This window comes from Enterococcus sp. AZ078 (genome assembly GCF_051714985.1).
Taxonomy (GTDB): domain Bacteria; phylum Bacillota; class Bacilli; order Lactobacillales; family Enterococcaceae; genus Enterococcus_B; species Enterococcus_B hirae.
In genome coordinates this window covers 2,489,531-2,515,707 of sequence record NZ_JBIOSW010000001.1, presented here as the reverse complement: position 1 = coordinate 2,515,707, position 26,177 = coordinate 2,489,531, and the positions used below count along the sequence as shown (strand labels likewise).

The window sequence follows — 26,177 nt, the reverse complement described above, 5'->3', positions numbered from 1 at the left end:
AAAATGGCACAAAGAACAACTTATTGCGGTTTGATTTCAGCAAAAGAACTAGATCAAACTGTTACATTAAAAGGGTGGGTACAAAAGCGAAGAGACCTAGGGGGAGTAATCTTTATTGATTTACGTGACCGAGAAGGAATCGTCCAAATCGTTTTCAATCCTGAAGTCAATAAAGAAGCATGGGAAATCGCGGATAAATGTCGGAGTGAATACGTGATTGAAATCACTGGTGTGGTTCGTAAACGTGAGGAGCTAGCCATCAACCCTAAAATGGTCACTGGTGAATATGAAGTATTCGCAAACGAAATTGTTATCTTGAACAAAGCAAAAACACCACCGTTTTTGATTGAAGACGATCAAACAGTCGGAGACGAGATCCGTATGAAATATCGTTATTTAGATTTGCGTCGACCAAAAATGACGAAAAATATCAAAATGAGAAATGAAACAACGAAAGCAATCCGTCATTATTTAGATGATAATGATTTCATGGATATCGAAACACCTTATTTAGGAAAATCAACGCCAGAAGGGGCTCGTGACTATCTTGTTCCTTCGCGTGTTTACCCAGGGCACTTCTATGCGTTACCTCAATCACCGCAGTTGTTTAAACAATTATTGATGAATGCAGGATTTGATCGTTACTACCAAATCGTTCGTTGTTTCCGTGACGAAGATCTTCGTGGTGATCGTCAGCCAGAATTTACTCAAGTAGATATTGAAACGACATTCTTGACGGCAGAAGAAATCCAAGATTATACCGAAGGCTTGATTGCGAAAGTGATGAAAGATGTTCGTGGAAGCGACGTTACTTTACCGTTTCCTCGCATGACGTATGACGAAGCAATGAATCGCTACGGTAGTGATAAACCAGATACACGTTTTGAGATGGAGTTGATCGACTTAAGTGAAATCGTCAAAGATGTTGATTTCAAAGTCTTCCAAATGGCTCTTGAAAAAGGTGGCGTCGTCAAAGTTTTAAATGCTAAAAATGCTTCAAGCAACTACTCTCGTAAAGATTTAGATAATCTTGGGCAATACGCTAGCCAATTTGGTGCGAAGGGATTAGCTTGGCTAAAAGTAGAAGAGGACGGCTTGAAAGGTCCAATCGCTAAATTTATGGGAGATGCAACAGAAGCAATCGTTCAAGCGACAAACGCTGAAGTTGGAGACATTTTATTATTTGGTGCGGATACAAAAGAAATCGTAGCTGCAACACTAGGGGCAATCCGTACACGCTTAGGAAAAGAATTAGGCTTAATTGATGAAACAAAATTCAATTTCTTATGGATCACAGAATGGCCACAATTTGAATATTCTGCAGAAGAAGGACGCTACGTATCTGCTCATCATCCATTTACGATGCCAAAAGAAGAAGATCTTGAACGTTTAAGTACAGATCCAGCTAGTGTCTATGCAGAAGCATATGATATCGTATTGAATGGCTATGAGCTAGGCGGTGGCTCAATCCGGATCCATACTCGTGAAATCCAAGAAAAAGTCTTAGAAACTTTAGGCTTTACGAAGGAACAAATGGAGGAACAATTTGGTTTCCTATTAACTGCATTGGATTATGGGTTCCCACCACATGGCGGTATTGCTCTTGGCTTGGACCGTTTTGTGATGTTACTTGCTGGTGAAGAAAACATTCGTGAAGTTATTGCTTTCCCTAAAAATGGTAGAGCAGCAGATGTCATGAGTGATGCACCAAGTACGGTATCAGATGCCCAATTATTTGACTTGAATATTGATGTAACCAGCATGGACTAAGTTTATTCGTATTGAACAAAAGACTAGTAACTCAATTCCATTGATCGTTTTATAAATAATAAGTACGGGAGTCTGGACTAGGTGTAAAAAGACTCTCGTACTTGTTTATGTTGTCTTGATTTAATTCCAAAACGATTTATAATTAAGCCATAGCGTATAATGTCAGTTGAGTTTTAACCCATATTTTCAATGGATGCTACGTTTAGTGATGCGATAGGCGAAGAATGAATCCTTCTTTTTGGTTAGTGTAATGATGGATCATTATAGAGTAGTCACTGAACGTAATCGTTCGTTCTTTCATTATATACTACGTATCTTTACTCACTATCCAAATTAAAATTAAGAAAGGAAATTCCGGGAAAAGAGAGAAATTGACTTCCAGCCAATGATTGTCTCTTCATACGAATTCATCTGAAAATTACGAGATCGTAACCGGAAATACAAAGCAATGAAAAAAACTTTCGAAAATTGGGCGCATCATGATTATACGACCAAGCTTTCGGTATCTATCGTTTATGCATTGATTGCATCAGTAGCACTAAACTTTTTTTATCAACCAGGACATATTTATTCAAGCGGAATCACTGGCTTGGCACAAATACTGACTACTTTATCTAAATCGTTGATTGGATTCGAAGTACCCGTCTCAACGACTTTATACTTATTGAATATTCCTTTATTTGTTCTTGCTTGGGTGAAGATCGGTAAGAAGTTTACGATTTTTACATTTATCACCGTGACATTGACGTCACTTTGTATCCATATCCTTCCTCTAACGGTTCTTTCAACTGATCCAATCATCTGCGCGATTTTTGGGGGAGCTGTGATGGGGTTAGGGATCGGGTTAGCCTTAAGAAATGGCTTATCCTCAGGTGGTTTGGATATCGTCAGTATCACTATTCGTAAAAAGACAGGAAAATCGATTGGTTCAATTTCGATTTACTTCAATGCATTGATTGTTTTCGTAGCTGGTATCCTTTTTGGCTGGCAATACATGTTTTATAGCGCACTTTCGATCTTTGTCAGTGGGAAAGTAACCGACGTGATGTATACGAAACAAAAGAAAATGCAAGTGATGATAGTAACGAAGCATCCCGAACGAGTAGTCAATGAAATCCAAAACTGTATGCGTCGTGGAATCACGATCATCAATGAGGCAGAAGGAGCTTACAAGCACGATAAACAAACGGTGTTGATGACGATCGTTACACGCTATGAGTTGCCTTTGTTAAGAGAAGCGATGAAAGCTTCTGATCCACAAGCGTTTGTCAGTATCGCCGAAAATGTCCAAATTCTTGGTCGGTTTTATGAAGAGGGCGTTTAGTGCAAGTGCAACTTATTGACAGAAAAAGTGACATATCCAAATAAATGAATCGATCAGTGTGGCTGGAAACAACTTTATTCTACAAATCGTTTGATAAAGTTGGGCATTGTGTAACTTGATTTGTATCTGGAGGGTGAGAATCTTCAAACAGTTTATCCTGTTTTGAGATTTTCACCCTTCATTTTGCTAAATTTGTCGTAACGATCTTAGTAAAGTGATTCTTTCAGTTAGATGTAATCTTACTGAGACTTCAAGGTTATTTTTAGTTATACGTTGTTCATAGTTGAATTTTTATTAAAGTTGCGGAAAAAGTTATTCTTTTTTTCAAAGTTTTATGGGAAGATAGAAATGATAGCGAAAATCATATGAATTTTTCTTGCTATTTTTGTACAATACACGTATATTACAAATGAAAAAAGTTTATGAAAAGTTGGAATATTGAATGGAAAAACAAAAAAGGTTAAAAAATAGTCGCTACATTACTGGTTTTGACGGTATTCGTTCTTTGGCAGTAGTAGGAGTGATTTTGTACCATTTGCTCCCTACAAGTTTGAAGGGTGGTTATTTGGGCGTCCCGATATTTTTTGTTGTATCAGGCTATTTGATCACTGATTTATTACGGCAAGAATGGGAACAAAATGGCAAAATCAATATTTGGCAGTTTTATGTCCGACGAATGAAAAGGTTATATCCAGGATTAGTGTTTTTACTAATCACTGCATCTGCTTATATTACGTTATTTCAACGAGGGTTATTGAATAACTTACGAGGAACAGTCGTTAGTAGTTTATTGTATGTCAACAACTGGTGGCAAATAAAAAATGGTTTGTCTTATTTTGATCGATTTGCCAATGAATCACCGTTTACCCATATTTGGTCATTGGCGGTGGAAGGTCAAAACTACTTAGTTTGGCCCATTCTTTTTGTTTTGTTAATGGTTTTTGTACGTAAAAAGAAGTGGATCGTTTATACAGTCTTAGGAGGATCACTTATTTCTGCGATCCTCATGATGATCCTGTTTACGCCAGGCGGCGATCCAACTCGAGTATATTATGGAACAGATACGCGATTGTTTTCAATTTGGTTAGGAAGTGCTTTGGCTTTTGTCTGGCCAAGTACCCGATTGAAAAAAAATATTCCAAAGCAAGCAAAACGGGTGTTGAATCTAGCCGGATTGATTTCACTGATCGCATTGATCCTCTTCTTTTTCTTGTTAGATGATCATTATAGTTTTGTCTATTATGGGGGCATGCTGTTAGTTAGTCTCTTCTGTGTCGTTTTAGTTGCGGTAACAGCGCATCCAGGCGCAAGTGTGAACAAATGGTTAACCAATCCCGTGTTTTCTTGGATCGGTAAACGAAGTTACGGCATCTATCTGTATCAATTTCCAGTCATGATTTTTTATGAAGCAAAAGTTGCGAATATTGCGGATCATGTTTTGCTTCATACATTGATCGAGATTTCATTGATCCTGATCATTAGCGAACTTTCTTATCGCTACATTGAACGTCCTTTGGCACGATTCGATTATGGACAAACGATTCAAGTAGTCAAAGGCTGGTTCACTAAGCCGATTATCAGCAAGCAAAAACCTTGGGTCATTCCGGGAACATTGATGGTGTTGATCGCTCTTGTTGGTTTTGTTACAGCACCTAAGAATTCAGTGACTGCGGATCAAAAAAAATTACAAGCACAAATTGCTGAAAGTAAAAGATTGGCGGAGGAAAGCCAGAAAAATGAAGATAATAATTCCAACACCGTTGATCAAGCAGTTCTTGATAAATATGGGCTAACAGCTAAACAAGGAAAGAAAGCGCAGAAATTAGAATTGACAGCATTTGGGGACTCAGTCATGTTAGATGCAGCGACTGATTTGAAGGAGTTATATCCTAAAGTTGTTGTTGATGGAGACGTTGGTCGACAATTATATGCGAGTGAGCCATATATTGAAGAACTGAAAAAACAAAACTTATTGAAAGATACGGTTTTGATTGGCTTAGGAACAAATGGTGCCTTTTCTGAATCGCAATTTGATAGCATCATGAGTGCCTTAGGAGATCGTAAAGTTTACTGGGTAAATGTCCGCGTTCCTACAAAACGTTGGCAAAACGATGTGAATGCCTTGTTAGCACAAATGGCTAAAAAATACGATAATCTTACATTGATCGACTGGTATGATTATAGTAATAGCCACAATGATTGGTTTTATGATGACCAAGTACATCCAAATCCAGAAGGAATGAAACACTATATCCATTTAGTAAGCGAAACTTTATTAGGGAAAGATAAAACGAAGAAAACTGTTTCAAGTGAATCAACCCAAAATGATACGAATACTAATAGTGGTAGTGTAGCTAGTTCTGCTAATGGAAATGGTAGTACGGAATAGTTGAATAAGAGATAAGACATCTTGATTTTCCGGCTCTTTGTCAATAAGGACTGATGAGTGGTATAAAATTAAATCCGGGTCAGAATAAACCTCATTCTGACCCGGATTTTTTGTTATTTCACGTTAATTAATTGATTGCTCAAAAAGATTCTAATATTCATGTTCTCAAATGATTTAAGTCCGTAAGCTACACGTTTGACTGTCTTTATGTGGGGATTCTTTGCTTCTATTTTTCCATTAGAGTAAGGGTAAATCAGTGCATTGGTAATTCCTTCTTCATAAGAAAGAAGGTTTTGAAGTTTCGCTCGAAAGCGATCATCCAGCGCTTCTGGAAGTTTTTTTAATAAGGAGAAGAATAAGATAGAATCTTTGAGATGAAACATCTTCTTCTTCCTAGGTCAATTAATAGTTGAAAAAATAATAAATAAAATCAAAAGTATAATTTCAATCAGTGGTTCAATCCAAATTTTTTCTGAATTTATAAATACATTCTTTTTATTTTTAACTAGTCCACCACCATATTCTTTTGGAAGTATTAGTTCCAAGAGAAAACCAAATAATAATGGTATTAAAAATACATACTTAGATCCTTTTATTAGTAAGTAGACAGAAGAAAAACTAAGTAAGAACTGTATTACTTTGACTATTCTAATAGAACGAATCGTTTTTAATTTCAATATACTGTCACCTTTCGTTTATACAAGAATCATAACTTTATCTTTCCTATAAAGTTAATACGCCAGTGTATTGATAATATGCACCAATATGCGTGCCGTTTTTATACTTACCCGTCCACTTCACATAGCCTTGGTATTTTTTTCCGTCTTTATATTTAACTTGCCAAATTTTTGTCAAGCTTGGAATCCAACGACTTGATCCATGTGGTTTGTTTTGCATATAAACATACTCAGAAAAATTAAGCGTGCTGGCGCTACTATGTATCATTAATCCTGACATGTCATACTGTATATTATTAGTGGGTTCGGCTATAACTTCTTCAGTACCAGCCATAGTGTTTTCACTGGCAAAAGCAACTTCACCTATAATAATCATTGAACACGTCATTACCATGTATGTAGTTAAAATTAAGCCTTTTAGTATCACTTTTTTCATTATTCTTCACCTCCTTAAATTAATTTGACACCATACTTCCTATTTCAATTTATCACGTTACCTTTAAATGCTGCCGATATTTTCACAAAGTATCGTTTTAAACTCATAACTGCTAATAATTTTTGATTTTTGGTTGTAACTTTATGTAAAAATCATCAAATCCATAAAACGCCTCAACATTATTTTAATTCTTTGTCAATAAGAACCGATGAGTGGTATAAATTCAAATACGGATCAGAATAAACCTCATTCTGACCCGGATTTTTTGTTATTTCACGTTAATTAATTGATTGCTCAAAAAGATTCTAATATTCATGTTCTCAAATGATTTAAGTCCGTAAGCTACACGTTTGACTGTCTTTATGTGGGGATTCTTCTGGAAGCTTTCGTAAGCAACCTCGATACATCATCAGTCCCATAAATTATAGAGCTGATTTTCCTCTATCAATAAGTGCTGAACTCATCTGAAAGGATCTCAAGATGTCTTTTCAATTGTTTGAAGTAGGTAACAATCAACAGCCAAAAAACTAATTTTTGTGTTTTTGCTTCGTTCTCGTACATTCCCTTAAAAGGTCGATTAAGCCCCAGTAATATTGACCCAAATTATTGTTCTGGCAACATATGAGAGGGCTGTGTCTTTAAATACCGTTCTTTTTGAGAGCGCGTGAGTTTTTTAAAGGCTGCTTCGGCTTTTGTTGCGTCACTCCTAGTTGCAAACACCTCAGCATGGATCATTTTGACGGGGCGCCTTTTTTGTAATCGGGTATATTTAGCTCCTGTTCCATGATTGTGTTCTGCTAATCTTCTTGAAAGATTCGTCGTATAGCCACCGTAAAACGTGCCATCTTTACAAGCTAAGACATAAAAATAATGCTCACTGGCCATAAAGAATTTCTCGGATTTCATTTGTATAGCTACCATCAGGCATGTATGTGATCAACGGTGAAGCAACTTTAAAGCCATCTAATTTGCCTTCTTTGATTCCTTCGATCAACAAAATATTTGCCTCTTTCCCCATTTTTGGATAAACGAATTGAATTTTTTTAGGGGCGATACGGTGTTTTTCTAGTAACTGAATAATTTCTAAAAAGCGGTCTGGGCGATGGACCATTGCAAAGCGTCCATTGGTTTTTAATAATTTACTAGAAATTTGGATCACATCTTCAAGGGTAGTATGGATTTCATGTCGAGCAATCGCTAAATGCTCATTCGGATTTTTTTTATTGGTTGGTAATCCCTTAAAATAAGGGGGATTACAGACGACTAAATCACATGAATTATGACGAACAACGGATAAACTTTCTTTTAAATCAAGCGTATGGATGGTCATTTGGTGTGTTAGCTCGTTTAATTGGATACTACGTCTTGCCATATCCGCTAAACGTGGTTGAATTTCGATTCCATCAATCAACGCATTCGTTCGTTTGCTCAAAAAAAGACCGACTGCACCATTCCCTGCACAGAGGTCAACGATTTGTCCTTTTTTCGGTACACGTGCAAAATGAGCAAGCAAAACAGCATCTAGTGAAAAAGAAAAAACGTGAGGACTTTGAATGATTTTAATATCATTTGCATATAATTGATCGATCCGTTCATCTTCGTGAAGCATGGGTTCCCTCCAAAATGAAAAAACTAATTGATTGTATTATACTATTTTTATAAAAAAGAACCAAGGTACCTTGTAAAGTTTCCTAAATTTAGGCATACTATGACCATACACCTAGAAAGGAAGAGACTATGTTCTATCGATTTATGAGAGGGCTAGTCCGAGTGATCTTAGCAGTGATCAACGGCAATGCCCGATATGAAAATAAAGAAGTTTTACCACAAGATGAGAATTATATTTTGGTAGCGCCACATCGAACTTGGTGGGATCCTTTATATCTTGCTGTAGCAGCTTCGCCTAAAGAATTTAGCTTTATGGCAAAAGAAGAATTATTCAAAAATCCAGTATTACGCTTTATTTTGACACATGCCCATGCGTTTCCAGTAAAAAGAGAAAATCCAGGACCTAGTGTCATCAAAACGCCAGTTAAAATTTTAAAATCTACTCATTTAGGTTTGATTATGTTCCCAAGTGGAACAAGACATGCAACGGAATTAAAAGGCGGAATGGCATTGATTTCTAAAATGTCAAAAGCAAAAATCGTTCCTGCTGTCTACCAAGGACCATTAACTTTGGGTGACTTATTCAAGCGAAAACGGGTGGTTGTACGTTTTGGTGAACCGATCGATTTGTCTGATATCAAAAAAACAGACAAAGAAGGAATGGCAGAAATCGAACGTAGAACACAAGCCGCTTTCGATCAATTAGACAAAGAAGTCAATCCTGACTTTAAATATGAAATCAAAAATAAAAAGTAAATGATTCTTTTTCAATAAAAATCAAAGCGCAAGGTAATGATAAAAGTTGCGGTTCTTTCTAAGCATGGGATTATCTATGTTTATACGGAATCAGCAACTTTTTTTCATTGCCTATTTGTTTTAGTCCGTAATGATCCTAGGTATCATGTAATGAGGGGAAGTGTTATAATAATTAGAAGGACATTTTTTGAGGTGATGAGATGCGTTTTTTACATACAGCTGATTGGCATATTGGAAAAAAACTACAAGGATACGATCGAATCAAGGAACAAGAGCATGTTTTAACCCAGATCTTAGCAATTGCAAAAGAAGAAAATGTTGATGCAATCGTGATTGCGGGAGATCTTTATGATCGAAGTGTTCCGTCTGTGGATGCCATTGAAGTGTTCAATCAATTGATGGTCGAATGGAATCTACGGGAAGGATTTTCGATTTTTGCGATATCCGGAAATCATGATAGCGGTATTCGACTTTCGACAGGAACACCTTGGTTCAGTCAGTCCGATTATTATTTACAAACTAGATTGACAGAAGCCTTTCAACCAATCATATTCAAGGATACGCAATTTTTCCTTTTGCCTTATTTTGAACCAATCTCAGCGAGGATATATTTTGAAGATGAGCAGATACGCACCATTCAACAAGCAATGGAAAAAGTCATTGAGAAAATGAAAACGCAGTTTGACTCAACGAAAAAACAAGTATTAGTGAGTCACTTTTTTGTGACCGGGAGTATGAAATCAGATTCAGAAACCAAAATTGAAGTAGGCGGATTAGATGCTGTTCCAGGAGATTTACTTGAACCATTTGATTATGTCGCATTAGGACACCTCCACAATCAAGCAGCATTGAATCAAAAAAATGCCCGTTACAGTGGGTCGCCTTTAAAATTTTCATTGTCAGAAATCAATCAAAAAAAAGGTGTCTGGATCGTAGATTTAGAAGAGAACGTCTCTTTGAATTTTCGAGAACTGACCCCGTTATATGATATTGAAGAAATAACAGCAAGTTTTAAAGAGCTGTTGAATCCAGATTTTTATCAGACGATCAATCGTGAAAATTATCTCCAAATTTATTTGGAAGATCGAACAATTATCCCTAACATGATGAATCAATTAAGAAAAATCTATCCACGGATACTTGGTGTGGAACGTTCAAACGGTCGAGTAGAACTGAAACAGGGAAAACAAAAAAAGATGATGACAAAGGATCCACATAAGATCGCACAAGGCTTTTTCAAAGAAATGACCAAGGAACAGTTGACGAACAAGCAGGAAATCTGGTTAAAAGAAACGCTACAAGAACTCACGGACAGGAATGATCAGTAATGAAACCCAAGAAATTACGACTAAAAAATTTTGGTCCTTTTATTGACGAGACAATTGATTTTGCGAAATTGACCGAAGCACCACTATTTTTGATTACTGGAAAAACAGGTGCAGGAAAAACGACTCTTTTTGATGGAATGACTTATGCATTGTTTGGTGAAACTTCTGGCAGAATCAGGACTGGTAAAGAAATGCGGTCTCTTTTTGCTACGCCTGAAGAAGAAACGTGTGTCTTTTTTTCATTTGAGCATCAGCGGCTGAATTATGAGATTGAACGTAAGCCAGAACAACTCTTGGCCAAACGTAAAGGTGAAGGCAATCGAAAGCAAGCAGCAAAAGTTTCTTTGACGATCTTTGATGAAGCGGGCAAAGAAATGCGCCAATACACGAAACGTAGTGAAGTGGATCAATTAATCAAAGAATTAATGAATCTGGATGCGAAACAGTTTTCTCAGATCGTTTTACTACCTCAAGGAGAATTTCGTAATTTTTTAATTTCATCAAGTAGTGAGAAAGAAATTGTCTTACGTAATTTGTTTGGTACGCAATTTTTCCAACAACTTAATGAACAATTGAAAGAAAAAGCCAAAGAACATCAAAAAAAATTAGATCATCTTGAGCAAGAATTGAGTTTGCTGCAAAAACGGTTTATCCCTTTGGACACAGGAACGGTTCCTGAAACCTTAAGTTTTGATGCGTTATTCACTTATTGGCAGGCAGAGCAAACAACATTACAAGAAAGACTTCTCCAAGAAAAAAATAAACTGGTTCATTTACAAGAACAACAAAAGCAATTAGAAGATACCTATTATCATTCGCAAACATTGCAAACACGTCAGGAAGAAAAGCAAAAATTAGAGCAAAAATATGCAGAATTGATCCAGCAAGAAAGTGAAATCAATGAAATAAAACAATGGATCACTCATTATGAATTTGCTGAACGACTGGTCGATACGTTGACACGAAGTCAAGAATACCAGAAAGAACAAGCAGAACTGATTGATAAAGAACAGACTTGTTCTGAAACATTCGTGCAACAAGAACAAGCGTATGCACAGTGGCGTAAAGATGAACCTGAACGAAAAAATGCCCAACAAGAAATGGAACATGCAGCGAATCGATTACAAGTCATGAAGTCATTGATCCCAATTGCGGAAGAATGGCAAAAAAAGCAAAATGAAAGTGAAGAGTTACAAAAGGCTAAGAAAAAAGCAGAAGAAAAAGAACAAAAAATTCTTCAAGAACAAGTCCAGTTAAAAGAAGAAGAACAAAGACTAGCAGAACTGCTGCTTGACCAAGATCGCTTGCACAGTGATCAATTGTGTTACGAACAACTTCGGCATGAGCAAGAAAAGTACCAAACTATCCTTACAGAAAATCACCAGAATACAGAACAGTTAAAGATGAATCAAACCAAGTTGTCCGAACTGATCACAAAACTCCAAGCTCAACAAGTAATGTTAAGCAAACAAAATAATCAAGTTGATCTTTTAAAGAGTCAATGGGCAAGCCAACAAATTGCGAAGTTGCAATTGCTATTATTACCAGGGCAACCTTGTCCAGTTTGTGGGTCAACGGAGCATCCTAAACAACAAAATGAGCATGTATTGCCTAATCAAGAAGAATTTGTCCAACTGGAAGCAAATTTAGCCGAGGCAGAAACAAATCTTGAACAAATCAATCAAGAAATAGGGCGTAGTGAAGCAGAAAAAGCACAAATAGAACAAAAAATAGCTGACTTAAAAAACTTTGGAGAAGAAAAACAAGTAGAGATCCAAAAAAGCAAAGAACGATTACAACATTTGATCCAGCAATCGTTTAAATTTGCCATAGCAGATGATCCTCTTGTATCCTTAGAAAAAATCCAGCATGATTTGGATTCGCGTGCAGAGGCCATCACACAGGCAAAAATCGCTACTCAAACACTAACTGAACGTTTAAGTCTTATCGAAGATCAGCGAAAGAAGATCACCGAACAAATCAGCCAAAACAAAGAAGAGCTCCAACAAGTACAAGGGGAGCTTGTTACCTTGACGAAACAGTTAGAAGGACAAAATACTCAGACTTTGATTGAGGATGTCAACCAATTAGAAGAAAATGTTGCGATGAAAGCCCAATGGTTAGCAGAAGAAAAAACAAAAGAACTTCGTTTTTCTCAAGAAATCAGTTTGTTAAAAGCGCAAATGGCTAATATTCATGAGCAACAGGCAAAAATTGAAAATAAAATTCAGCGTATCCAAGAGCAAATTTCAGCAAAAATAAAAGAGCAAGCTTACTTTAAAGAAGCAGATGAGGTATTGGCATTTGCTAAACAAACAGTTGAATACCAAGAGAAGAGTCAACTGGTCAACACATATGAGAAAGAACGATTAATCGTTGAAGACCGCTTAAGCCAGTTGAACCATGTTGCTTTAGCTGAAACACTTCCTGATTTAGAACAATTGGAGCAACAACTAGATGAGCTAAAAGCTACGGTTCAAACACAACAGGAACATTGTTATCACTTGCAAGAGCAAGAACAGCAGAATCAGCAAATCATCGAAGAATTTTCTTCGATTTATCAAGCGAGTCAAGAACAATTAGATGAATTGATCCAACTACAACAATTATCGCAAACGATGAATGGGGAAAACCCTAGAAAAACCAGTTTGGAAAGATACGTACTACAAGTGTATTTACAAGAAGTACTACAAGTGGCAAATGTGCGATTGCAACGTCTGACGAAAAATCGTTACCAATTTGAGCTTGCAGATGAAGTGGGAAGTTACCGTGGGAAAACTGGGTTGGAGATCAATATCTATGATGATGAAGCAGGTCTGACACGTGGGGCTCATACGCTATCTGGTGGCGAAAGTTTTATTGCAGCTTTATCCTTAGCGTTGGCTTTAGCTGAAGTGATCCAGACACAAGCCGGTGGTGTGTTGATCGAAGCGTTATTCATTGATGAAGGATTTGGATCGTTAGATGAAGAAGCACTTGAAATGGCGATTGAAGCATTAGAAACAATTGAAAGTGAAGGTCGTATGATCGGGATCATCAGCCATGTGAGAGAATTAAAAGAACGAGTAGTACAACAAATCAGAATCGAAACAGAAGGTAGCGGACAAAGTAAAGTACGCTATCATCTTGGATAAGAGGGGGATTAACTGATGAAATGGAGCATTCCAGAAAAAGTCATTGCAAGAGGACGTCAATATCTGCAAGAAGGACGGGTATTATCGGTTGTCCCTGACCAAGAAGAAAAAGTTTGGCATGCGGAAGTCTTAGGCAGTGAATTGTATATGGTCGATTTAGATGGGACAGCCAAAGAAGTCGATTTCTGCCAATGCCCTTATTGGGAAGAACATCATTATTGTAAGCATACAGTGGCAGTCGAACTGTACTTGCGCTCTAAGAATCTTTCACGAATAATCAAGGCAGATCAACCTGCGTTAGAACCAGTCAAAAAAAGTAGCGAAGGTGAAATTTTAACGAAAGGTTTTTCAAGACTAACTGTCAAAAAAAATTCACCACGGACGCAACCATTGATTGTGGAATATCAAGTAGAAACGATTGAGACCAATCATTATCATCCGGAATTAGCTATTTTAGCCGTTTATTTGCGGATTGGCTATTTAGATCAGCCAAAGAAAACGTATATCGTTAAAAACATTTTTGATTTTTTACATTCCTATATGGAAAATGAACGTTACACTGTGAATAAACAATACCAGTTCCATCTAGATCAACGAGCTTTTCAAGGAGAAGATCAAGTAATCTTAAAAACGTTAGCTGAGTGTGCCCAAACGCAACTTCTTTTAGGTGCAAACGGCCTACAAGTTAAAGGGAAATTAGATAAACGTTATTTGTTATTACCGATCGAACAAGCAAAAACATTGTTAGAACAAATGAACCAAACGACAAAACTCCAAATGAAGATCGGAGAAGTGAATTATCAAGGGGTTCGATTTTCTGATAATGAGCCTTCCTTAGAATTTGAGGTAACAAAAAAAGAAGAGGCCTATCAATTAAGCGCACTGAATGACTTTGAGTTGTTCTTTACTCATTATCAATGGGGAATGATCCAAGGAACTTTTTATTCATTAACAAAACGTCAACAAGCAGTCTATTTAACTTGGAAACAGCTTATGAGAAGATTTGAGAAACCAGAAGTATTGTTTCTTAAGCAAGAACTATCCTCATTATTCAAAGAAATCATTCCATTGCTATCTGAAATTGGTCAAGTGAGCATAGCGGATGAAGTGAAAGCAGAAGTTGCTGATGTGCCAGTGGAATTTATTTTCTTCTTTAGAAAATCGAAAGGCAAGATCCAGGCTCGTGTTGATTTTGTGTATGATGAAGTCGTTTTTTCAACAGATAAAAAACATGAAGTTATTGCTGAAAATGCTTCTGAAGTGTTAAGAGACAAAGCCCAAGAACAACGTGTATTAGACTTGTTCAAAATGTATCGCTACCAACGAAATGATACAGGCTATGAACGTTTATTGCCAACAGGAGAAGAGTTGTATACTTTTTTCCGTACGGAGTTAGCCGTTTTTCGTCAGTTTGGTGAGGTCCGTCTTGGGAAAAAACTTCGGGAATTGTATTTAGATGCACATCGACATCAACCGAAGATCGAAGTGGAAGAAACCAGTTCATGGTTAGATATTCGTTTTGATGTGACTGGGATTGAGGAACAAGAAATCAATCAGGTCTTACAAAGTTTGTTGCGAAATGATGCTTTCTATACGTTAGAAAATGGGCAAGTATTGTCCTTTGATTCCGAAGAGTTTCAGCAAACAAGTCAAATCTTGCAACAATTCCGTGAATCGATCCGTTCAGAATCTGGAACGATCCATGTGCCTAAAAACCAAGGATTGATCATTCAAGATAAGTTAGCAGGAAGTTCAGCAACTTTTGGTGACTCCTATCAAAAAATGATCCAAGATCTAATACAACCTGAACAATATCAAGTATCCTTGCCAGCAGGTCTACAAGCTGAATTGCGTGATTACCAAAAACAAGGATTTCGATGGTTGAAAATGCTGGGAAATTACCAGTTTGGCGGAATTTTAGCAGATGAAATGGGTCTAGGAAAAACCCTTCAGACAATTGCCTATTTGCTTTCAGAAAAAGAAGAAAAAGGCGAACTCTCTGCTTTGATCGTCGCTCCTGCTAGTTTGATCTATAACTGGCAAGCAGAAGTGAAAAAATTTGCTCCTTCTTTGAGCATCCAAGTAATCAACGGGAATAAAAAGGAACGAGAAGAACTATTAGCTCGTAAGGCAGATATCAGAGTCACTTCTTATGCTAGTTTAAGACAAGATTTAGCAGATTATCAAAAACATGCGATTAATTATTTGATCCTTGATGAGGCTCAGATGGTTAAAAATAGTAGTACTAAAACAGCTCAAGCGCTACGAGAATTAAGTGTACCGCAACGTTTTGCCTTAAGCGGGACGCCAATTGAGAATAATCTGGAAGAACTATGGTCGCTCTTTGCGACGATTATGCCAGGATTTTTCCCGAATAAGACCCGCTTTAGAGAGCTGGCACCTGAAGAAATTGCCCGAATGATTCGTCCGTTTGTGTTACGAAGGGATAAGCAAACCGTGTTAAGCGATCTACCAGAAAAAACCGAGATGAATCTTTATTCTGCATTGACAGAAGAGCAAAAAACCGTGTACTTGGCTTATTTACGTCAGATGCGAGAAGAGATTTCTACTATGGACTCAGAAGCTTTTAAAAAGAATCGCATCGGTATTCTAGCTGGTTTGACACGATTACGCCAAATTTGCTGTGATCCAAGATTATTCTTGGAGGATTATGAAGGTGGCTCAGGAAAGCTAGAACAAGTCAAAGATCTACTGGTCGCAGCCAAAGAAAACAATCGGCGGGTTCTGTTGTTTTCTCAATTTACAGGTATGTTGACCATCTTACAAGAAGAACTAGCAGAATTAGGAATTTCTACTTTTTACTTAAGAGGAAGCACCAAACCGCAAGATCGTTTAACGATGGTAGATGCATTCAATGAAGGAGAACGAGATGTCTTTTTGATTTCATTGAAAGCTGGCGGAACCGGACTCAACTTAACGGGAGCAGACACGGTAATTCTGTATGATTTATGGTGGAATCCAGCCATTGAAGAACAAGCGGCAGGACGTGCGCACCGTATCGGACAAAAAAATGTGGTCGAAGTTTGGCGCATGATTGCAGAAGGAACGATTGAAGAGCGGATGGATTCGTTACAACAAGAAAAAAGAGAGTTATTCCAAAAAGTCATCCAAGGAAATGAAGACCAATTAACCAAATTAACGGAAGGTGATATCCGGATGATTCTGAGTGTCGGAGACCTGGAAGACTAAAAATTTTTGAAACAAAAAATAATTAAATCTTAAGACTCAATAATAAAAAACTCTCGAAACAAGATTATGTTTCGAGAGTTTTTTAGTTATTTGTTTTGCTAGGAGCTGTGCATGGATGCTTTAGCTGAAAATTACTTTCATCGTTTCTAATAATTGATCAAATGAGGTGATTTCGATATCACAGTTCAATGGACCATCAACTTTTCGTTCACGATGGTTAAACCAAAGCGCTTGCCAACCAGCTCTTTTAGCACCTAATACGTCATTGTCGTAGTTATCGCCTACATATAGAGTTTCTTCTGCAGTTAGATTGAAACGTTCTTCAGCAAGTTGAAAAATCTCTTTTTCTGGTTTCTGAAATCCTGTTGCTTGCGAAACGATCATATGCTGTGAAGGAATCCAGTTTGCTAATTGAAGTTGATTCAATTTTTTGGTTTGATGATCGGTGGGACCATTGGTAATGATTCCGAGAGGGATATTCATTTCAGTCAAGAAGTCCAATGTTTTCTTTACTTCCTCATGAAGACAGATATTATCTAATTCTTCTTCATAAACTTGTTGGAAATAAAGACCTTCTTCTTCAGTAATATGTGGATAATCTAAGTCTTTTAGTGATTGGCTGATTCGATGTGCACGCATATACTCCAAGGTCCATTTTCCTGCCATCACTTTAGGGAAATTTTCATCACTGTGATGACGGAACCGGAGATATAATGGTCCCATATCTATATCTGAAACAAGCGGCACTACTTTTTTTACCGCATTTCTAAATGGCTGTTGTTGATCGTACATCGTATCATCAACGTCAAAAACAACTGACTTAATCAAATTCTACACGCCTTTCGGTTTTCATCATTTTTTTCATAAATCCTCGACTATTGTATCAGAAAAATACCTGTTAAAACGTTGTTAAATAAAGGTTTTTATTACTATATTTCGCTTTTCTTGACAGAATAAGCTTTTTAAGTTTCAGTTTTTTTCACTAAAATAGTAAAATTGAATATCATTTGATTATCTGATGAATAAATTAATCCTCAATGAAACGAAATTCTGACTAATTTTAATAGAATAATCCTATTTTACTCGATAAAGAATGTTTTTTTTAATACAGAAAAACGAAAATGATTAAAATATAAAATAACACTTAATGATGACGATAAGGCGTTTTGTAGTGATTTTCATTTTATAACCATTGTAATATAAAAGGGTGCTTAATTAGCGGACAAAATAAGGGTTAGGTTCAATTAAAAGGACTGTTGTAATAGCAAACAAAATAAAGAAGACAGAAATAAAAAACATAATTTTTTCAAAGAAACCGTTTTTTTGTGGGGTGAGTAATAAAATAATAGTACAACTTTAAAGCCTGTTTCAATGGTTGGTTATATTTGAATTAAATTTGAAAACTCTCATTTTTTAATTGCTAACTAAACGTAAAGTGTTGGTTTTACGGAATATAAATCTTAGATAACTTTCATTTTTTTGATAAAATATTATGAAAAAAGCTAGCTATTTAAAAGTTGATTATGTATAATAGAAACAGATGGAAGATTATAATGATCTTCTGTTACAAAAAAGTGACATTAGTCATGAAAAGGAGTGGTGCACGTTGTTAACACTATATACTTCCCCAAGTTGTACTTCCTGTAGAAAGGCCCGTGCGTGGTTACAAGAACATCAAATTCCATTTGTTGAACGAAATATCTTTTCTGAACCATTAAATAGTTCAGAATTAAAGGCAATCTTACAAATGACTGAAGATGGCACAGAAGAAATTATTTCAACACGTTCAAAAGTTTTCCAAAAACTAAACATGGATCTTGATGATTTACCATTGCAAGAACTGTTAGAACTCGTTCAAAATAACCCTGGATTGTTGCGTCGTCCGATTATGATCGATGACAAACGCCTACAAGTTGGTTTCAATGAAGATGAAATCCGTCGTTTCTTACCACGTGATGTACGTCAATTGGAATTGCGTCAAGCACAATTAATGGCTGGATTATAGAAAATAAACGTTAACTTAGAAAAACTATTTTTGTAGTTTTTCTAAGTTTTTTTTTACCGGAATAGAAAGTACATATAACTAGATGTAACATGTAAATGAATTTTATTCTTTAGCTGATAGCAAGATTTGAGAAGACCAAAATACTTGGTGTCAAAAATTCGATTTATTGTTAAGGATTACTTTTTGAATGCCGTTTATTCGTTCTCGCATTAGGAGTGGCTTTTTGTCCTAAGCTCTTTTTTACGTTTAGCTAAGTGAAAAAAATGATGTCAAGGTTAAATTAAAAACTTATTTTGATTTTAAATGGTAATTTTTTTTCTTTACATTTAAGCTTATTTCGCTACAATGAAGTTATATTGATAGTTGTGGCAAAGTGAGGTGTAGCCAGATGGAAATGGAACATATTAATGAAAATACGATCCGAGTAATGATCGGTCATGAAGATTTAGAAGAGCGAGGCGTCTCATTTTTAGACTTGCTTGGTAACCATAGAGAGATCGAAAATTTTTTCTACAGTATTTTAGAAGAAGTTGATATTGAAGATGAGTTCCGCAGTAGCGAAGCTGTTACATTTCAAGTGCTTCCTAAAGGAGACGGGTTAGAACTTTTTATTAGTAAAAACTTACCGAATGAAGAAATGCTCCAAGAAGACGAAGACTCTTTAGATTCTGATGATGTAACTGAATTTATCCAGCAACAAATCTTAAATAATGAAGAAGAAACGACTGAACGCATTTCCGATGAAACAGAACACCAAGCGATTTTTGCTTTTGAAGACTTTGAACAAATGATTCAACTAGCCAATGATGTCGAGTTGGAATCAGCCTGGACAGATTTGTATTTACTAGATGGTATCTACTATTTAGCCGTACATTTTTGGATGGAAGATTTAAACCAAACAGATGTCGCTAATGAAGTAGCTCGAATTTTAGAGTTTGCAGAAAGAAGCGATCGGACCATTGAAACATTGAACGAATATGCGCAATTACTTATGGAACGAAATGCTTTGGAACGTACAAAATTTTATTTTGCGTAAGCAGCAAATAAGCAAAGAAACAATTTGAAGAATCTGATCAATGAAAATGATCAGGTTCTTTTTTTGACGTATTTTCTTTTAGAAGGGGGGCAGCTAATTTATGATGGTTGCAATCGATAAACATGGAAAAAGATATCTGGCTACAACATGTACGAAACGGCAATGTCTTTTCTGCCCAGCTTGTAAGGAACCAGTGATATTAAAAACTGGGCAGCAAAAAACAGCACATTTTTCTCACAAAAATTTACAGGATTGTTTTGGTTTTAGTGAGAAAGAAACAACGGAGCATCTCCAACTCAAAAAATATTTTTTTGAGTGGTGTAGACAATTTGTTACTCATCCGCCTGTCTTAGAAGCCTATTTACCAGCCCTTCGACAAAGACCAGATATCCTTTGCGGGGATCTAGCCATAGAAATTCAGTGTTCAGTTCTCGCTTATGAACGGATGAAAGAACGAACAAAAGGATATCTAAGCAAAAACTATCGTGTTTGGTGGATCTTAGGCTCTGCTTTTTTCAAAAATGATCGTTTAAAAACGAGAGAAAAGTACTTTTGTATGTACAATGACACCATGGGTACTCATTTATGGAAAATCGATTGGCTGGAAAAAAGATTATATTTGTTTTATCATTTGGCAGAATTATTTTCTGGAATAGTAACCTATGAAACAATCAGCTGGCCTTTCTTTAGTGAATCTCCTGTAAGTCTATTAGAAAAACAGATGGAGAATCAAAATCGGCAAAAAGTTCTTACTAATGTTGGCTGTCAAAAATGGTTACAAAAAAAATTATACTATCGTCAGTCTAAATACGTTCATTTACAAAAACAATTCTATCTTAGAAAAAAACATTTACTTTATTTATCTCCATGGATGTACGCAGAAAGTCGATTTTTTTTTATTTTCAAGAAAAAGTCTTCTTTTATCGTCTTTTATTTGAAGAAATCATCAGTGAACAAGCAGGCAGAAACAAACAATGGAAGTATCTCAATTGGCTCCAAAAAATTGAACCAAATAAAACAACTTGGCTTTATCCAATGGTTGATAAGAAAAAGATTTTCCGATTACTTTACCAGGAGTGTGAGGAGATATTCTTGATGTCAAACAGAAATAAATTATGATACACTAATTAAGAGTAGCTGATTTTAGTAGGCTTATTCATTTTTCTATTTTCAATATGAATTAGAAAAAAAGAGTGAAAACAATAAAGGAGTGTATTAAATGAGTGAAACGACCCAATTACCAAAACGAGAAGAATTGCCTGAAGAACTAACTTGGGATCTCACCAAAATCTTTTCTAGCGATCAAGAATTTGATGAAAAATACCAAGAATTAACAGAAGAATTAAAAAATTCCGATCAATATAAAGGAACATTAGCAAAGGGTGCGACAGAATTTCTGAATGCGCTTGAATTTGTTTTAGATGTTTACCGAAAAGTGGAACTCATTTATGTCTATGCTCATTTAAAAAATGACCAAGATACAGCAAATACGACTTATCAAGCGTTATATGCGAGAGCAGGAAGTTTATTTTCTAAAGTAAGTGAAGCAGTCTCTTGGTATGAACCAGAAGTCCTTCAACTTTCGGATGAGCAGATTTGGCAGTATTTTGAGCAAGAGCCGAAGTTAGAACTGTATCGTCATTACGTAAAACAAATGGTGGATAATCGTGCGCATATATTATCTGCAGAACAAGAATCATTACTAGCTGGAGCAGGAGAAATTTTTGGCGCTTCCAGTGATACTTTTGCTGTTTTAAACAATGCCGATCTAGAGTTTCCTACGATCGTGGGAGAAGATGGGAAAAAAATCCAGCTTTCTCATGGTGTCTATGGTCAATTGATGGAAAGCACAGATCGTACAGTTAGAGAAGCTGCATTCAAAGGGCTTTATCGTGTCTATGATCAATTTAAAAATACGTTTGCTTCAACATTGAGTACCCATATCAAAGGGCACAATTACAAAGCAAAAATTCGCCATTATCATTCTGCTAGAGAAGCTTCTTTGAGCAATAATCATATCCCAGAAAGTGTTTATGATACATTGATTGAAGTAGTCAATAAAAATCTTCCGCTATTGCATCGCTATATGGAATTACGCAAACGTCTTTTAAATGTAGAAAAACTGCATATGTATGATCTATATACACCAGTATTAGGAGAAGCTCCTATCAAGTTCACTTACGAAGAAGCGAAACAGAAAGCTTTGGAAGCTTTGGCACCAATGGGGGAAGAATATCTGTCAGTGGTAGAAAAAGCTTTTGCTGACCGTTGGATCGATGTGGTCGAAAATAAAGGGAAACGAAGTGGTGCTTATTCTTCAGGAAGCTATGATACCAATCCTTATATTTTAATGAACTGGCATGATACGTTGGATCAATTATTTACGCTCGTACATGAAATGGGACATAGTGTGCATAGTTACTTTACTCGTTCAAATCAACCGTTTGTTTACGGTGATTATTCTATTTTCTTAGCAGAGATTGCTTCAACAACTAATGAAAATATTTTGACAGAATACTTGCTTGAAACTGAACAAGATCCACGTGTTCGTGCATATGTCTTGAATCATTATCTTGATGGATTCAAAGGAACGATTTTCAGACAAACACAATTTGCAGAATTTGAGCATTTCATGCATGAAGAAGATGCCAAAGGTGTACCTTTGACTAGTGAATATCTAAGCGACAGTTATGGGGAATTGAATGCCAAATATTATGGATCAGCGGTAGAAAAAGATCCGGAAATCAAATATGAATGGTCTCGTATCCCACATTTCTACTATAATTATTATGTTTATCAATATGCAACAGGCTTTTCAGCTGCCTCTGCTTTGGCGCAGAAAATTTGGGGTCAAGAGCCAGATGCTCTAGAAAAATACCTTACTTATTTGAAATCAGGAAATAGTGATTACCCAGTTGAAGTCATGAAAAAAGCAGGCGTCGACATGACAAAAGCTGATTATATCGAATCAGCTATGACTAAGTTTGAACAACGATTAAATGAATTAGAGGAACTAGTTGAAAAATTGTCATAAGTGTTCGAGACAAGAATGCGTTGATTATCAACAGATAGCTTCTGTTTCTTTTATCTGATCTAAATAGCTGAAACCCACAAAAGTCCTATGTGGATTTCTGTGGGTTTTAGTTATTTACCTCATAATTAAAATAAATAAGAGCATTTTATTTTTTTATAGTTGCTTGTTCATATTGACGTAAATTTTATTTTTTCTTATGCTATAGAAAATAATTTGTCTGATAGATGTTGGAGATGCCTATCAATACTTCTAAAAATACATAGATGGTATTCAAGTGTCAACTCTATGAAATAAGCCAAAATTTTTCTTATTGTCAGAGAAGTTGCACAATATTTTTGTACCATACACATTCAAAAAAGAAATGGAAGGATGAATATGTCTTTTTGGGGATTTGAACAAGAGTCAGATGAAGTAGTGTTAACTTATGTCAATTGTCATGTACGTTGTCTGCGAGAAGCTGCTCGCTTGGAAATGAAGAAAAGAAGAGCAAAGAACGCGAAGAATAAAAAACAGAGCTATAATAGGAAGAAGGTGAGCCAGAAATGATGGAAGTACAAATCACTAGAAAAAGTGAGTTAACAGAAGGTGGTTGTAATGCCTGTGGTATCGTAGATGCTGCGATCTATTCGTTGCAATTAGGAACGAAAACAGCAATCATTGCTGATTTGACTGTGAGTTCGTTAGTTGACAGTCTAGCACTACTAGAAGGATATGAAGGTGAGGACATCTATGAAATGTTAGGAGAAGTTCGCCAGTTGAGTAGAGCGGGCAAGACGATCAATGTTTCTGAAGAATTAGGAAATGTGACTTTTTGTACAGCTGATCAGCAACTGACCGTCAAAAATAGGATGGAGCGTCCAGCTTTATTTGAGCAAGTGAGTCAGATCCTTCAACAGTTTTTTGAATTAGGACCATACAAATTTAAAGAAATAGCCACTGTACCAAAACATGATCCTGAATGGCAAAAACGAATCGAAGATCAAACGGATCATGCGTATTTATTTCAATAATAGTAGATGTTTTATTGAAATGGATATGGTGAGAAAATTAGCTGCAAAAAGACCGACCGCCAAAAGTTGTTTAAATGAACTTTTGGCGGTCAGTCTTTATTTTGACACTTATTTTCAGGTAGCATTTCATGATTATTTGTTTTTTTTGAAAAGTGACGATCATAATTTTGCTTTATTCTTTTGAAACGTAACGTTGAACTACCTTACATTTCTTTCATTGGATTAAGCTGAAACACTTTCTTCCATAATCTTTGTAGTACCATTGCCGATGTGTGCCACATAAAATTCTGGGGCGTAGCCAACGACGTCTAAGTATTCATCATAGACCTTGTTTTTAAAGTTAGGGATATTTTCTTCTTTGACTAATGCGATCGCACAGCCACCGAAGCCAGCTCCTGTCATACGGGCGCCTAGGACACCTTCTTGTTTTTGAGCTGCATCGACTAATGTATCAAGCTCGATACCAGTTACTTCATAATCATGTCTCAACGAATCGTGTGAAGCATTTAATAATTGACCAAAAGCAGCCAAGTTTCCTTGTACCAGTTCAGCTTTAGCTTCTAATGTTCGTTGGTTTTCAGTAACTGCATGACGAGCACGACGAATCAATGTGTCATCACCAATCAAATCAATGTTTGCTTCAAATGTTTCTTCGTCTAAATCACCTAATGCTTGAATAGCTAATTTTTGTTGGAGACGTTTTAGTGCTTCTTCACATTCACTACGTCGTTCATTATATTTAGAATCAGCTAATTCACGACGTTTATTTGTATTCATGATTACTACTGCATAGCCATCTAATTTTACTGGAACCATTTCATATTTTAACGTATTTGTATCAAGTAGAATAGCTTTGTCTAATTCGCCAAAGCCAATCGCAAATTGGTCCATGATCCCCGAGTTGACACCGATAAATTCATTTTCTACTTTTTTACCAATTTGAACTAATTCAAGTCGATCAATGGATAAATGGAATAAGTCTTCTAAGGCAACACCGACTAACAATTCTAAGGAAGCGCTACTTGAAAGTCCTGCACCGTTCGGGATCGTCCCTTCAACTAAGAGTTCAAAACCATGTCCAATTGGGTAGCCTGCTTCGTTTAGTTTAACGATCATACCTTTGACATAGTTTGCCCATCCTGCTTGTTTGTCGTAATCAAGTTGGTCTAAAGTAAAGCTGATGACACCGTCGTCTTCAAAGTTTGTTGAGTAGACCAATACTTTATTATCCTCACGAGGTGCGGCAACTCCTTGTGTGCCATAAGTGATGGAGGCAGGGAAAACATGACCACCATTATAATCTGTATGTTCACCAATCAAGTTGATTCTGCCTGGAGAAAAATATTGTGTGGTTTTTTTAGGTCCAAAGATTTCTGCGAATTTTGTATTTAAACTGCGTTTGATTTCCATAGTTAGATATCCTCTCTTGTGTCGATTTTAAATTCTGTAGTTGTTTCAAATGGTGTGTGTGCTGCTAAATGAATATTTCCAAAAGCTGGATACTGTTCTGCTCCGGGAGCGATTTGAGTCTCAAACGTGATACCACCGTGGTTGGCTAGTTTCTTTCCATGCATTTCTGGGGTATCTTGCCCAAAGTTAGCAGTGAAGATCACAACACTAGGTGAATCGGTCATGATGCTTACTTTGATTTGTTCATCGGGACTTAATAAATAAGCCGATACATGATTCATACCTGGGTTATTTAAAAAGAAAGGATGATCGATCCCATCAACAAGTTGTTTTTGTTCAAATTGACTAGTAAAGACGGTGGCTAATTTTTGAGGTGTTTGAAAATCAAAAGGTGTTTGAGCAACACTCGCTTTTTCGCCAGTTGGTATACTATCAGGTCGTAATGGAGCGAAAGACTCACTGTCTAGCCAAAGTGTATGTTGATCAATTGATTCCTCTACATCGCCACTTAAATTGAAATACACGTGGTTGGTCGGATTGAAAAGCGTATCCTGATCACTGATTGCTTGCGTTCTAACACGCCAAATGTTGTCTTCTGTCAAAGTATAACAAACTTCTACGGATAGATTTCCAGGAAAACCATGTTCTCCGTCGGGACTGGTAGTAGTAAATGTGACTGAGCTTTCTTTGTCTGTTTCACTTAGTTGATACGTCCATTTTTTCTGTTCAAATCCTGGTGTACCTCCATGAAGTGAATGCCCTGTCTGAGGATCGACACTCAATTGATAGGTTTGATCATTCAAAGAAAATTGGCCTTTTTCAATCCTACCTGCTGTTCGTCCGATCGTTGCTCCGATATAAGCATCTTTTGTCAAATATTCTTGTGCGGAGTCAAACCCTAAAATTAATTCCCGATCATTAGCAGTTAGCTGAACGATCCGTGCACCTAAGTCAGTGACGGCTAATTTAAGTCCGTGAGTATTGGATAATGTGATCAAATGGTACCCCTGACCAAAGTCTTTTTCTGTAATCGTCATAATATAATTCCTT

At 36.4% G+C, this 26,177-nt stretch carries 19 protein-coding genes and 1 pseudogene; 12 read left to right on the top strand and 8 right to left on the bottom strand.

The window, feature by feature from the left end; all coding sequences use genetic code 11:
- The first annotated feature begins 3 nt into the window (after positions 1-3).
- The 3 genes from aspS to IGJ18_RS11725 all read left to right on the top strand — a co-directional run bounded on the left by aspS (position 4) and on the right by IGJ18_RS11725 (position 5,483).
- Positions 4-1,770, top strand: a complete 1,767-nt coding sequence (aspS, locus tag IGJ18_RS11735) for an aspartate--tRNA ligase (protein ID WP_438843353.1) — start codon at positions 4-6, stop codon at positions 1,768-1,770.
- A gap of 448 nt (positions 1,771-2,218) precedes the next feature.
- A complete protein-coding gene (locus tag IGJ18_RS11730; protein WP_010720874.1) occupies positions 2,219-3,094 on the top strand; it encodes a YitT family protein in 876 nt (291 codons plus the stop codon).
- Positions 3,095-3,536: 442 nt separating this feature from the next.
- Positions 3,537-5,483 (top strand): acyltransferase family protein, encoded by a 1,947-nt coding sequence (locus IGJ18_RS11725; RefSeq protein WP_010720873.1) that lies wholly within the window; start codon positions 3,537-3,539, stop codon positions 5,481-5,483.
- 113 nt (positions 5,484-5,596) lie between these two features.
- Here the strand turns inward: IGJ18_RS11725 and IGJ18_RS11720 are convergent.
- From IGJ18_RS11720 to IGJ18_RS11700, 5 genes and pseudogenes are all read right to left on the bottom strand, one after another.
- Positions 5,597-5,863, bottom strand: a pseudogene (locus IGJ18_RS11720) (transposase); the annotation flags it as partial.
- An 18-nt stretch (positions 5,864-5,881) separates the two neighbouring features.
- Positions 5,882-6,160, bottom strand: a complete 279-nt coding sequence (locus IGJ18_RS11715; RefSeq protein WP_081128426.1) for a hypothetical protein — start codon at positions 6,158-6,160, stop codon at positions 5,882-5,884.
- Positions 6,161-6,206: 46 nt separating this feature from the next.
- Positions 6,207-6,596 carry a hypothetical protein gene (locus IGJ18_RS11710; RefSeq protein WP_096708731.1) on the bottom strand — a complete coding sequence of 130 codons (390 nt, stop codon included), beginning with the start codon at positions 6,594-6,596 and terminating at the stop codon, positions 6,207-6,209.
- A 603-nt stretch (positions 6,597-7,199) separates the two neighbouring features.
- Positions 7,200-7,481: a GIY-YIG nuclease family protein gene (locus tag IGJ18_RS11705; protein ID WP_438843462.1), complete on the bottom strand. Its 282-nt coding sequence runs from the start codon at positions 7,479-7,481 to the stop codon at positions 7,200-7,202.
- A complete protein-coding gene (locus IGJ18_RS11700) occupies positions 7,471-8,205 on the bottom strand; it encodes a tRNA1(Val) (adenine(37)-N6)-methyltransferase (protein ID WP_010720871.1) in 735 nt (244 codons plus the stop codon). The genes IGJ18_RS11705 and IGJ18_RS11700 overlap by 11 nt, the downstream gene beginning before the upstream one ends.
- Positions 8,206-8,333: 128 nt before the next feature.
- On the opposite strand from IGJ18_RS11700, the gene IGJ18_RS11695 reads away from it, so the two are divergent.
- The 4 genes from IGJ18_RS11695 (at position 8,334) to IGJ18_RS11680 (ending at position 16,632) form a co-directional block, all read left to right on the top strand.
- Complete coding sequence (locus tag IGJ18_RS11695) at positions 8,334-8,960, top strand: lysophospholipid acyltransferase family protein (protein ID WP_010720870.1); 627 nt, start codon at positions 8,334-8,336, stop codon at positions 8,958-8,960.
- A gap of 200 nt (positions 8,961-9,160) precedes the next feature.
- On the top strand, positions 9,161-10,288 hold the full coding sequence (locus tag IGJ18_RS11690) for an exonuclease SbcCD subunit D (protein WP_438843352.1): 1,128 nt from the start codon (positions 9,161-9,163) through the stop codon (positions 10,286-10,288).
- Positions 10,288-13,422: an AAA family ATPase gene (locus tag IGJ18_RS11685; protein ID WP_438843351.1), complete on the top strand. Its 3,135-nt coding sequence runs from the start codon at positions 10,288-10,290 to the stop codon at positions 13,420-13,422. Before IGJ18_RS11690 ends, IGJ18_RS11685 begins: the two co-directional genes overlap by 1 nt.
- Before the next feature lie 15 nt (positions 13,423-13,437).
- Positions 13,438-16,632: a DEAD/DEAH box helicase gene (locus IGJ18_RS11680; protein WP_438843350.1), complete on the top strand. Its 3,195-nt coding sequence runs from the start codon at positions 13,438-13,440 to the stop codon at positions 16,630-16,632.
- Between the two features lie 120 nt (positions 16,633-16,752).
- Here the strand turns inward: IGJ18_RS11680 and IGJ18_RS11675 are convergent, their stop codons facing one another.
- Positions 16,753-17,460 carry an HAD family hydrolase gene (locus IGJ18_RS11675; RefSeq protein WP_010720866.1) on the bottom strand — a complete coding sequence of 236 codons (708 nt, stop codon included), beginning with the start codon at positions 17,458-17,460 and terminating at the stop codon, positions 16,753-16,755.
- Between the two features lie 778 nt (positions 17,461-18,238).
- Between IGJ18_RS11675 and spxA the strand changes: the two genes are divergently transcribed.
- The 5 genes from spxA to IGJ18_RS11650 all read left to right on the top strand — a co-directional run bounded on the left by spxA (position 18,239) and on the right by IGJ18_RS11650 (position 23,717).
- Positions 18,239-18,637: a transcriptional regulator SpxA gene (spxA, locus tag IGJ18_RS11670; protein ID WP_002296384.1), complete on the top strand. Its 399-nt coding sequence runs from the start codon at positions 18,239-18,241 to the stop codon at positions 18,635-18,637.
- A gap of 388 nt (positions 18,638-19,025) precedes the next feature.
- Complete coding sequence (locus IGJ18_RS11665; protein WP_010720865.1) at positions 19,026-19,673, top strand: adaptor protein MecA; 648 nt, start codon at positions 19,026-19,028, stop codon at positions 19,671-19,673.
- Positions 19,674-19,773: 100 nt separating this feature from the next.
- The gene (locus IGJ18_RS11660; RefSeq protein ID WP_438843349.1) at positions 19,774-20,769 is read left to right on the top strand and encodes a competence protein CoiA; all 996 of its coding nucleotides are present in this window, start codon (positions 19,774-19,776) and stop codon (positions 20,767-20,769) included.
- A 123-nt stretch (positions 20,770-20,892) separates the two neighbouring features.
- A complete protein-coding gene (pepF, locus tag IGJ18_RS11655) occupies positions 20,893-22,707 on the top strand; it encodes an oligoendopeptidase F (protein ID WP_034699929.1) in 1,815 nt (604 codons plus the stop codon).
- A 542-nt stretch (positions 22,708-23,249) separates the two neighbouring features.
- On the top strand, positions 23,250-23,717 hold the full coding sequence (locus IGJ18_RS11650; RefSeq protein ID WP_034867740.1) for a DUF4809 family protein: 468 nt from the start codon (positions 23,250-23,252) through the stop codon (positions 23,715-23,717).
- Between the two features lie 222 nt (positions 23,718-23,939).
- Here IGJ18_RS11650 and IGJ18_RS11645 read toward each other — a convergent pair whose 3' ends face one another.
- Positions 23,940-25,127 (bottom strand): galactokinase, encoded by a 1,188-nt coding sequence (locus tag IGJ18_RS11645; protein WP_096708737.1) that lies wholly within the window; start codon positions 25,125-25,127, stop codon positions 23,940-23,942.
- Between the two features lie 2 nt (positions 25,128-25,129).
- Positions 25,130-26,164 carry an aldose epimerase family protein gene (locus IGJ18_RS11640; protein WP_096708738.1) on the bottom strand — a complete coding sequence of 345 codons (1,035 nt, stop codon included), beginning with the start codon at positions 26,162-26,164 and terminating at the stop codon, positions 25,130-25,132.
- Positions 26,165-26,177: the final 13 nt, after the last annotated feature.